This window comes from Sanguibacter biliveldensis (genome assembly GCF_033798665.1).
Taxonomy (GTDB): domain Bacteria; phylum Actinomycetota; class Actinomycetes; order Actinomycetales; family Cellulomonadaceae; genus Sanguibacter; species Sanguibacter inulinus.
Genome location: NZ_CP138359.1, coordinates 2,896,244 through 2,907,282 on the forward strand (window position 1 = coordinate 2,896,244; position 11,039 = coordinate 2,907,282).

Genomic DNA, 11,039 nt, shown 5'->3' on the forward strand with positions numbered 1-11,039 from the left:
TGTGGCACGTCGAGCCGGTCGGTCAGCCGGCCCGTCCCTCGCTGAGCTCGACGCTCGCAGCACCAGGGTCGACCGCGACGACCTGCGCGCCCTGACGACCACGCTCGGTGAGGTCCGTCTGCCATCCGTCGGCGCCGACCTGGAGAGACCGGGTCGACCGGTCTGGCGCTGCGGCGCCACGGATCGGGTCGGCGCGGTCGAAGAACTCGTCGACCTGAGCCCCCTCCTCGAGCTGAGAGGCCAGCACCTCGAGGTCGCGGGCCGCGAGCCGGAGGGCTGCAGCCACCCAGCCGGCGTTGTCGGTCACCATCGCCTGGGTCCTGCGCGGGGTCGTCCGAGCCACCCGCGTTCCGTCGCGGAAGCTCCCGGCTGCGAGCCCCTGCGCGACCTCGCTCACCGGCGAGCCGACGACGAGGTTGAGGAGCTCGGTCGCCACCACGTGCGGCACGTGGCTGACGAGCGCCACGGCCTCGTCGTGCACGTCGTCGGTGAGCGGGTGCACGACGCTCGCGAAGGGACCCGTGATCATCTCGGCGACCGTGAAGAACGCGTCGAGGTTCGTCGTCTCGTCGAGGGTGACCGCCCAGCGGACCTCGCGGAGCAGATCCGGGTCGGCCGCGGCAAAACCGCTGTGCTCGGTGCCTGCCATCGGGTGGGCGCCGACGTAGCGGTCGCCGAGCCCGGCAGCCTGCACGGCATCGCGGACCGGGCCCTTGACGCTCGCCACGTCTGTGAGGACCGTCGAGGCGGGCAACGACGCGGCGAGCCCCTCGACAGTCGCCCGGACCGCACGGAGCGGGACCGCCACCACGACGAGCGGGGCTCCTGAGGCGGCGAGCTCCTCGAGGGTCGCGACGACCTCCACACATGCCGCGCCCGCGAGCTCGCGGGTCGATGCGTCGGGGTCCCAGCCCGTGACCCGGCGTCCGTCGGCGACGAGGGTCTGCGCGACCGAGCCGCCGATGAGGCCGAGACCGACGACGGCGACGTGCTGGGCGTGCTGGCTCATGACGCGTCGTCCTCTCCGCCGCGCGTCTCTCTGAGGGCCTCGTGCCCGCGGGGCTCCCCCGCACGGGTCGCCTTGGCTCGGGGCTCTCCCCCGCGGTCGGCCTCACGTCCCTCGTCGCCCCACAGGAGCCCCCGGTCGAGGTCTGCGGGGGTCGAGCCCGAGCGGACGCTGCCTGCGGGCACCCTGTCGATGTCGACCGTGCGGTCGAGCTCTCCGCGGGACGGGAAGACGCCGAGGGTCTTGACCGAGTCCCCGGCGTCGAGCAGACCGCGCAGGACCTCGTGGAGGTCACCAGACCACGGGGCCGCGTCGACGGTGAGGATGAACACGTACCGTCCCTCGAGCGCCTTGACAGGGCGCGTGATGAGGCTCGAGAGGTTCACCCCGCGCGCGCCGAAGGCCGCCGTGATGCGGGCCAGCACCCCAGGACCTGTCAGGTGAGGGGTCACGGCGAGCATCGACCGCCAGGTCGCGCGTGTCTCGTCCTGGCGCGGCGAGACGGCATCACGACGGGTGAGGAGCAAGAAGCGGGTGCGAGCACCCGCGAAGTCCTCGACCCCCTGCTCCCACGTGGTGAGTCCGTAGAGCTCTCCGCACAGGGGCGGGCCGAGCGCGACCTGGCCCGGCTGGATGTCGCGGCAGGCTGCGGCATTCGACGACGCCGGGACGGGCAGCAGGCCGTGCCTGTCGACGAAGCCCTGGCACTGTGCGAGACCGTGCGGGTGCGCCGTCGCCTGCTGGGGCGGCGCGTCGCTGCCCGGCAGCACGAAGGCGTCGAAGGTGATCGAGACGAAGGCCTCGTCGACAGCGACGACCTCCGGCGCGGAGACGATCGCGTCGAGGGACGGGACCACATAGCCCTCGACCGAGCTCTCGATGGCGACGACGCCGTGGCTGGCCTCCCCTGAGGCGACGGCGGCGAAGACCTCGGGCACGGTCCGGAGCGGGACGAGGATCGTCTCGGCAGAGGACCAGCCGGTCGCTGCCTGGTGGGTGAAGCTGCCCTCGGGCCCCAGGTAGGCGAGCGTCGTCACGGGGCCACCGCCGAGCGTGGGCGCCGGTGCCGGCGCCGCAGCGGGCACCGGCGCGCTCACGGCGCGGAGACCTCGACGTCGGACCAGACGGGGGTGAGCGCGTCAGGGCCGGGCAAGAACTGCTGCCCGGTGAGGACGGCGAGGACGCGGTTCTCCACGCCCCGGGCGCCGAACTCGGCGACCACGTGGGCCAGCACGTCCGAGCTCTCGCAGGTGAAGGACGTGAGGAAGACGTGCGGCCCGGCCTGCGACCGCTGGCTGCGCAGGTGCTGCAGGTCGATCTCGGCGGCGGCGAACACCCCGAGCGACTGCTGGAGCGACCCACGGTGGTCGTCGCGCGGCCCGAAGGCCAACCACACCTGGGCGGGCGTGTCGAAGACGACCGGGGCGTCCGGGGTCTCGAGCAGGCCGTACCAGAGGAGCGGGACGGCCTGCAGGCCTGCGCTCCCGGGGAGCTCCTGGAACCCTGCGGGGATGGCAGAGCGCTCGACGACGAGCGTCCCGTGGTCCCCGGCGAGCTGGATGCGCTCCGCGATCGACGTCGTGGTCGGCACGAGGTGCGGGCTCACGCCCATCGTGCGGAGCGCGTGACGGCAGTCGCGCATGCCGGACTCGTCGACGATCGCGACCCCCGTCGCGTCGGCGGTCCGCCCGACCCATACCCACTCGGAGGGCACCGCGACGGCTGCTGTGAGCATGAGCGACCTGTCGCTCGACAGCAGGTTCCGCTCGAGCTCGGGAGTCGGCTGCGCAGGGTGACCGAGGTGCACGACCGCTGCGAGGTTCTCGAGGTTCGCGACGGTCGACAGCGTCGCCGTGGTCGACCCGAGGTCGAGCAGCTCCGCGTCGACGTCAGACCATCCGCCGAGCGTGGCGGCCCGTCGCGCGTGCGGACCGGACTCGCGTGCACTCTTGCCGAGCATGTTCTCTTCCTCGCCTGTTGCGGGCCGACCGTCCGCGACGGTCGTCGGCCGACATCGCTGTCGCCGGGACCGTCACGACGGCCGAGCCTGTGGGGTGGAGCCTGTCGGGCAGGGGCCTCTCAGCCCGCTGGAGGAGCGTCGCAGACGACGCCGTTCTGCGGCTTGTAGCGCCACGAGTTGGACTCGTCGATGACGACCTCGCCAGTCGCCGCGACGGCGACCTTGCGGGAGACCGTCACCGAGAACCCGGGGTTCCCGCGGCTCTGCGGCAGGCAGCCGGCCCCCGACTTGTGCTCGATGGTCGCGGCCACGACGTCGGAGCGTGCGCTCGTGCTGTCGGTCACCGTGTAGTACTTCGTGCTCCAGGCGACCACGTGCAGGCGCCCACCGGCGATGTACGACTGCATGAGCACGCCGTGGGGCGAGTCGTTGCGCCAGCGCATGTTGATCTGCCCGACCGCCAGGGTCGACTCACGACCCTCCGGGTAGCGGTCGAACCAGTAGCTGTGCGGCCTGTGCTCGAGGTCGACCATGCCCGCGTAGAAGCCGGCGTTGTACGTGGTCGTCGACATCTGCGAGAGGCCTCCGCCGACACCGTCGACGATCTGCCCGTTCGAGATGATGTGGGCTTCCTGGTAGCCGTTGGCCTTCGTGATCGGGCCGATGACCTCGGTCAGGTCGAAGACCTCGCCCGGGAGGACGAGCGTCCCCGTGACCTTCTCGGCGGCGATCCGCAGGTTCTCGGTGCGCACGGGCTCGTTGGTCAGCGGGGTCGAGAACTCTGACACGATCTCGTTGATGCCCAGGGCCTGGAGGGCCTCGGTCGACTGCGCGGGGTCGCTCTCGACCAGCTCGACAGGTGCTGTCCTGTCGTCACCCGTCGCAGCGGTCTGCACGGCGGCGGCCAGGGCCGCCGGGTCGAGCGTCGTGCCAGGGAGCCCGGCCTCGATCTGCGGCGTGCCGTCGACGAAGACGAACTTCGCGTCGGCGGCGTCGGAGAGCAGGTCGGTGGTGCGGTCCACGACGTCCTGCACCAAGAGCTCGCCGTCGAAGGCCAGCTGGAGGGCGCCGTCGACAGGAGTCATGGACGCGGCCGCCGCGACGGTCTCGGCGGGGATCTCGGCGCTCTGGTCGGCGACAGCGACGGTCACCGGCGCAGAGGCGACCTTCTCCGCGACAGCGAGGGCCTCGTCGGTCTCGGCCTGGGTGATCTCGGGCTCGACGGCCTCGGTCGGCACGACGAGCGGGCGGGCTGCGGTCAGCCACGACGTGCGGACCAGCTCGGTCGCCGCCTCGGCGTCGACGGCGCTGCCCTCGACAGCCTCGGTCGCGACGGCTGCACCGTCGACGAAGCTCACGGTCCCGCTCGTCGGCTCGACCTGGAGGTCGGCCGACATGGTGGCGACAGCGGCGTCGAGCGCTGCGTCGTCGACCACCGTGACCGGCTCGACGGCGTCCCCGCCGGAGATCTGCGAGAGCAGCCGGGACGGCGACAGCGAGAAGGCTGTGAGGCCCTCGACGGTGGCCCGCGCGTCGAAGGTGAGCCCAGCGGCTGCGGGGTCGACCGTGGTGGTCGACTCCCCCGCCGTCACCGGGAGGGGCTCGGCGGCGATACCACCGAGCTCTGACTCCAGACGCTCGATCGCGGCGTCATTCGACAGACCGCCGATGTCGATGCCGGCGACAGTCGTCTCGCGCGGGATGCGGTCGGCGAAGTACCACTGCGCACCGACGTAGGCGCCGGCGAGCACGAGCACGGCGCACGCGGCCCAGAGGAGGTTGCGGGGCCAGCGTCGGGACTTCTCGTCGCGGTCGAAGTCGCTCAGGACAGAATCCTCCGGTGAGTCGGACGTGCTCGCGGCGTCGGTCGACGTCTGAGGCGCGGACTGTGCTGACGCGCTCGCAGCCGAGCCGGCGGACGCCGGGCTGGTTGCTGCTGCGCTGGCGGTGGATCCTGCAGGCTCGTCGGCTGTCGACTGCGCGGGTTCAGGGTCGGCCGCGGCTGCTGTCGCGACGGGCACAGTCGCCTGGACCGCCGGGAAGACCTCGGTCCGGTCCCCTGAACGGACGACGACGGTGTCGTCGTCGTCGTCAGGATCTGAGTCGTCGAGGTCTGTGTCGTCAGGGTCTGGGTCGTCGAGGTCCTCGTCGTCGAGGTCCGCCTCGTCGAGATCTGCCTGGTCGAGATCTGCCTGGTCGTCGTCAGGCGCGGCGCCGTGAGGCTCGTCGTCGGCCGTCTCTTCGGCCGCGGAGGGCGGCGTCGCAGCAGAGGACGTCACGGGGTCGGACGGCTCGCGCTCTGTCGTCGACTCGCTCTCGGCCGCCGACGCGTCCTCGACAGGGGGGCGGTCGAGCACCGGGTACGCCGGGAGCGTGCTCTCGGTCGCCTCGGGCGTCGTCTCAGCCTCTGCGTCGTCGCGAGGGACTGCGGGGCCGGTCCCCTCGGTCGGCTCCGGGACAGGACCTGTCGGCGGACCGGACGTGGTGTCCGTGCCGTCGGGACTGCTGCTCATGACGCTCGCTCCACTCGCGACGGTTCAGGGGCATGACCCCGTGGACTGGCGTGGGATGCTCTCCCCCTGCCGGACCAGTGTACGGGGCGGGTCCCCTGCGGGTGACGAGATGTCAGTCGGTGAACCAGCGCCGCGGCGCGAAGGCCGCCACGCCGATCATCAGCATGCCGCCACCCATCCACACGTAGCTCCACGGGTCGCCCGGGAGCAGGACGTCCCCCCCGGGGCCGGCGGTCGCGGCGACCTGGACGAGGGCGAGCCACCCGAGGCCGTAGGCGACGAGCCCTCCGCCACCGACCCAGGCACGGACCATCACCGCTGCGGCCAGGACCGCGAGGAGGCAGAGCACGAGGACCCAGGGCAGCCACTGCCTGTGCGCGACGGTGCCGACCAGGCCGACGAGCGCGCCGAGCAGGAGGGCGACGACGTAGCCGAGGACCACGGAGGACCGGCTGCGCGCCGGGGCGGCTGCGGGCGGGAGACCAGACATGCGGGACACGCTACCGGCCTTCGCTGACCGCGCGCTGGACGTCGCGCTGCTCGGCCTGCGGCTCGGCGGCCGCGTAGTACTCGTGCGCCAGCCACGGGACGAGCACGTCGTTGCTCAGCGCGTACCAGCCGAGGACCTCGTCGGTCGCGGGCAGGGACGTTGCGGCGGGCTGTCCTCCCGGGGTGCCCGACGGGTCGGCGGACTCGACCCAGTGGACCTGCGTCGCGTGGGCGCGCAGCGCCCCCTCGACCTGCTCGACGACAGGGCGGACGTCGATCGTCGCAACGACCTCGCGCGCGGGCTCGGCGACGGCCGGCAAGGGTCCCTGCGGGAGCGCGGCCGAGGGGTGGGTCTGCAGCAGAGCCTGGAACCACGGGTCGTCCTCGGCGCGGCGGGCGAGGCTCGCGCGCGCGTCGGACAGCACCTGCGGCGGCACGACGTTCCACCAGACGTGGGCGGGCACGTGCGCCGCGTGCGCACCGTCAGCCTCGGCCGCCAGGGCGAGAGCCCGCGTGGTGATCTGGTGCGCCCGGACGTGGTCCGGGTGCCCGTAGCCGCCGCCGGGCTCGTAGGTGACGACGACCGCAGGCCGGCGGTCACGCAGCAGCACGGCGAGACGCTCGGCGCACTCCTCGAGCGAGGCACGCACGAGCGCCCGCTCGGGCACGTCGGTGGCCGCACCGGCCTGGCTGCTGGCCCCGGGGGCTCCGTCGCCCACCCAGGCCATGCCGGAGTCCTCGAGACGCTGACCCTGCGCGAGCTCACCCGGCTGACCGGGGAGCGCGTCGAGGAACACGTGGTCCTCGACGCCGAGCGCACGGAGCGCACCGGCGAGCTCGACCTCGCGGTGCTCGGCCAGCGCTGGACCGTCGCCCTCGAGGTGCGCGAGCGCTGTGCCGATGACCTCGCCGCGCTCGCCGCGCGTGCAGGTCACGAGGGTCACGGGTCGTCCCGCCGCCGCCCAGGTCGCGAGCAGCCCGCCCGTCGCGAGCGTCTCGTCGTCGGGGTGAGCGTGCACGACGAGCAGGGGGCCGTCGGGCAGGGTCGTCTCGGTGATCATGGAAGTCCTTCGTCCGCGGAAGTGCTGCACGCCCCCGTGCTGCGCGGTACCTGACCGCGCGTGCTCGCCTGGGAAAAGCCGATGGCTGCCGGGTCGGTGGACCTGGCAGCCATCGGCACAGGACCCGCGCGCCGTGAGGGCGCGGGTCGTGGGTGGATCAGCCGTTCTTGTTGCGCGAGTAGGCGCGCGAGCGCTCGTTCTGGTCGAGGATGACCTTGCGGATGCGCACGACCTCGGGGGTGACCTCGACGCACTCGTCCTCGCGGGCGAACTCGAGGGACTCCTCGAGCGTGAGGTGCTTCGGCGGGGTCAGGTTCTCGAAGGTGTCAGAAGACGCCGCACGCATGTTGGTGAGCTTCTTCTCCTTCGTGATGTTGACGTCCATGTCCTCGTTGCGGGAGTTCTCGCCGACGATCATGCCCTCGTAGACCTCCTGCGTGGGGTCGACGAAGAAGGAGCCGCGCTCCTGCAGGTTGATCATCGCGAACGGCGTCACGACACCCGAGCGGTCGGCGACGAGCGAGCCGTTGACACGGGTCTCGATCGGGCCGGCCCACGGCTCGTAGCCCTCGGCGATCGACGACGCGATGCCGGTGCCGCGCGTGTCGGTGAGGAAGCGCGTGCGGAAGCCGATGAGGCCACGGGCGGGGACGACGAACTCCATGCGGACCCAGCCGGTGCCGTGGTTCGACATGGTCTCCATGCGGCCCTTGCGCTGGGCGAGGAGCTGCGTGACGGCGCCGAGGTACTCCTCGGGGACGTCGATGGTCATGCGCTCCATCGGCTCGTGGCGCTTGCCGTCGATGGTGCGCGTGACGACCTGCGGCTTGCCGACGGTGAGCTCGAAGCCCTCGCGGCGCATCTGCTCGACGAGGATCGCGAGAGCGAGCTCTCCACGGCCCTGGACCTCCCAGGCGTCAGGACGCTCCGTCGGCAGGACGCGGAGCGACACGTTGCCGATGAGCTCCTTGTCCAGGCGGTCCTTGACCTGGCGGGCGGTGACCTTGTGGCCCTTGCCACCCTTGCCCGCGAGCGGGGAGGTGTTGATACCGATGGTCATCGAGATGGCCGGGTCGTCGACCGTGATGAGCGGCAGCGGACGCGGGTCGTCGGGGTCCGTGAGGGTCTCACCGATGGTGATGTCCTCGATGCCGGCGACGGCGACGATCTCACCGGGGCCTGCGGAGTCCGTGGGGACGCGGGTGAGCGCCTTGGTCTCGAGGAGCTCGGTGATCTTCACGTTCTGCATCGTGCCGTCGGCGCGGGCCCAGGCCACGGTCTGGCCCTTGTTGATCGTGCCGTTGAAGATGCGGAGCAGCGCGAGGCGGCCGAGGAACGGCGAGGCGTCGAGGTTGGTGACGTGAGCCTGGAGCGGCGCGCCCTCCTCGTACGTCGGGGCCGGGATCTTGTCGAGGATGACCTTGAAGAGCGGCTCGAGGTCCGGGTTCTCGGGAGCGGTACCGTCGGCGGGCTGCTCGGTCGAGGCGCGGCCGACCTTGGCTGCCGCGTAGACGACCGGCATGTCGAGGATCGCGTCGAGGTCGAGGTCGGGGACCTCGTCGGCCAGGTCGCTCGCGAGACCGAGGAGGAGGTCGGTCGCCTCGGCGACGACCTCTTCGATGCGCGAGTCGGGGCGGTCGGTCTTGTTGACCACGAGGATCACGGGGAGCTTGGCGACGAGCGCCTTGCGCAGCACGAAGCGCGTCTGGGGCAGGGGGCCCTCGGACGCGTCGACGAGGAGGACGACACCGTCGACCATGGACAGGCCGCGCTCGACCTCACCACCGAAGTCGGCGTGGCCCGGGGTGTCGATCACGTTGATGGTGATGCCGTCGGGCTGGCCGGCGGCGATCGCGGCAGGACCGGCGTAGTGGACGGCGGTGTTCTTCGCGAGGATCGTGATGCCCTTCTCGCGCTCGAGGTCACCGGAGTCCATGGCGCGCTCGTCGACGTGCGCGTGGGCTCCGAACGCGCCGGACTGGTGCAGCATCGCGTCGACGAGGGTGGTCTTACCGTGGTCGACGTGGGCGACGATCGCGACGTTACGCAGGTCGGAGCGCACAGACATAGAAAACTCATTTCACCGTGTGGAAGGGACGGGTCAGCGCACAGGTGCGCTGCAGGTACCCGAGGAGGCCACGCGTCAGCGGTTCGACAGCGGCCTGGATGCTGGCGTGTGCCGCACCTGGGAAGCGCTCGTCGACGAAGAGACGACGTTGACCTATGCAACTGTACCCGGAGCGCAGAGGGCCACGCGAGAGTGTGTCAGGAGACACGTCCGTCGTGGAGGGTGATCACCCTGTCCGCCCGGGCGGCGAGCACGGGATCGTGGGTCGAGACCACCGCTGCGACGCCCTCCTGGTGCACGAGGTCGTGCAGCAGGTCCATCACCGTAGCCGCTGTCGCGGAGTCCAGCTGACCGGTGGGTTCGTCGGCGAGCAGGATCGACGGCCTGGCGACGATCGCCCGGGCGATCCCGACACGCTGCTGCTGCCCGCCGGACAGCTCGTAGGGACGCTGGTGGGCGTGCCGCTCGAGGCCGACCGTCGAAAGTACCTCGCGGACCCTGGCGTCGCGCTCTCGCGGCTCGGTGCGCAGCAGCCGGAGCGGGATCTCGACGTTCTCGGCAGCCGAGAGCACCGGGACCAGGCCGAAGGACTGCAGCACGTACCCGATCCCGGTGGTCCGCAGCCGGAGCCAGCCAGCGGTGTCCAGGCTGTCGAGCCGCTCGCCGTCGACCTCGACATGGCCCGAGGTCGGCTCGTCGATGCCACCCAGCAGGTGGAGCAGGGTCGACTTGCCCGAGCCCGAGGTGCCACGCAGCACGACGAGCTCGCCGCGGCCCACCTCGAGCGACACGTCGGAGACGGCGTGCACGTCGCCCGCCGGGGTCGAGAAGGTCCGGCTGACAGCGTGCGCGCGGAGCACAGGGCCGGTCTGCTGCGTCGCGCTCATCGCTGCTCCCCCGTCTCGTCGGTCGATTCTGCTGTGACGTCAGCTGTCGCGCCGTCGGCCGCCGCGTGCCGAGGCACGGGACCTGGACGGTGGCGTCCCGCCCCAGCCGCTGGTCCGACGGGTCCCGGCACAGGGACCGACCCGTCGGGCCACACGCCCACGTGGTCAGGCTCGAGCGACAGCCGCACGCGGTCGCGCAGGTCGAGGCTCTCGACGAAGTCGGGCGGCAGCTGGAACCTGCCGACCCTGTCGAGGACCGCGAACTCCTCGGCGACGTGCCGCTCGGTGCCGTGCTCGTCGGTCTCGGTGCGGCGCAGCACCTCGGTCGAGGTCCGGCCGTCGCGGATCTGCACGGTGCGGGCCACGTGCTCGGAGACCGTCGGGTCGTGCGTGACGATCAGGGTGGTCACGCCGGTCTCCGCGTTGACCGCGCGGAGCATCTCGAGGACCTCGGCCGAGGTCGCCTCGTCGAGCTCGCCCGTGGGCTCGTCGGCCAGCAGCACCCGCGGCGAGTTGGCCACGGCGACGGCGATCGCGACACGCTGCTGCTGACCTCCCGACATCTGCGAGGGCAGGCGGTCCTCGCAGTGCGCGACGCCGAGCAGGTCGAGCAGATCGAGAGCCCTCCCCCGACGGTCTGGTGCCCGGGTGATGGTGAGCGGCAGCGCGACGTTCTGCGCAGCCGTCAGGTACGGCAGGAGGTTGCGGGCCGCCTGCTGCCACACGAAGCCCACGGTCTGACGCTGGTATCTCACGCGGTCCCGGCGACCGAGGGTCAGCAGGTCGGCGCCCGCGACCTCCGCCGTACCACCGGTCGGCCTGTCCAGACCCGAGAGGATCGACAGCAGGGTGGACTTCCCCGAGCCCGACGCTCCGACGAGAGCGACGATCTCACCGGCCTCGACCCTGAGGTTGAGACCCTGCAGGGCCTGCACCTCGATCCCCTCGGTCACGAAGATGCGCACGAGGTCACGGCACAGGATGTCGGGCGACGCCGGTCTCGGTGCTGCGCTGGCGGAGGCGTGCCGGCCGAGGGCCGGGGGCTGGGTGGTCAT

The 11,039-nt window shown here is 71.9% G+C and carries 9 protein-coding genes; all 9 read right to left on the bottom strand.

Annotated features, from left to right (window positions below; all coding sequences use genetic code 11):
* Nucleotides 1-22 precede the first annotated feature (22 nt).
* The 9 genes from SANBI_RS12720 to SANBI_RS12760 all read right to left on the bottom strand — a co-directional run bounded on the left by SANBI_RS12720 (nt 23) and on the right by SANBI_RS12760 (nt 11,039).
* A complete protein-coding gene (locus SANBI_RS12720) occupies nt 23-1,009 on the bottom strand; it encodes a prephenate dehydrogenase (protein ID WP_319155565.1) in 987 nt (328 codons plus the stop codon).
* The gene (locus tag SANBI_RS12725) at nt 1,006-2,103 is read right to left on the bottom strand and encodes a prephenate dehydratase (RefSeq protein WP_319155568.1); all 1,098 of its coding nucleotides are present in this window, start codon (nt 2,101-2,103) and stop codon (nt 1,006-1,008) included. Before SANBI_RS12725 ends, SANBI_RS12720 begins: the two co-directional genes overlap by 4 nt.
* Nucleotides 2,100-2,966, bottom strand: a complete 867-nt coding sequence (locus SANBI_RS12730; RefSeq protein WP_319155570.1) for a hypothetical protein — start codon at nt 2,964-2,966, stop codon at nt 2,100-2,102. The genes SANBI_RS12725 and SANBI_RS12730 overlap by 4 nt, the downstream gene beginning before the upstream one ends.
* Before the next feature lie 119 nt (nt 2,967-3,085).
* Complete coding sequence (locus SANBI_RS12735) at nt 3,086-5,479, bottom strand: VanW family protein (RefSeq protein WP_319155572.1); 2,394 nt, start codon at nt 5,477-5,479, stop codon at nt 3,086-3,088.
* 112 nt (nt 5,480-5,591) lie between these two features.
* Complete coding sequence (locus SANBI_RS12740; RefSeq protein WP_319155574.1) at nt 5,592-5,969, bottom strand: DUF6113 family protein; 378 nt, start codon at nt 5,967-5,969, stop codon at nt 5,592-5,594.
* A 10-nt stretch (nt 5,970-5,979) separates the two neighbouring features.
* Nucleotides 5,980-7,029: a PIG-L family deacetylase gene (locus SANBI_RS12745; RefSeq protein WP_319155576.1), complete on the bottom strand. Its 1,050-nt coding sequence runs from the start codon at nt 7,027-7,029 to the stop codon at nt 5,980-5,982.
* Between the two features lie 157 nt (nt 7,030-7,186).
* On the bottom strand, nt 7,187-9,097 hold the full coding sequence (gene typA / locus SANBI_RS12750; protein ID WP_319155578.1) for a translational GTPase TypA: 1,911 nt from the start codon (nt 9,095-9,097) through the stop codon (nt 7,187-7,189).
* 197 nt (nt 9,098-9,294) lie between these two features.
* Nucleotides 9,295-9,984 (bottom strand): ABC transporter ATP-binding protein, encoded by a 690-nt coding sequence (locus SANBI_RS12755; protein WP_319155581.1) that lies wholly within the window; start codon nt 9,982-9,984, stop codon nt 9,295-9,297.
* Entirely contained in the window at nt 9,981-11,039 is a 1,059-nt protein-coding gene (locus SANBI_RS12760) for an ABC transporter ATP-binding protein (RefSeq protein ID WP_319155583.1), read from the bottom strand. Before SANBI_RS12760 ends, SANBI_RS12755 begins: the two co-directional genes overlap by 4 nt.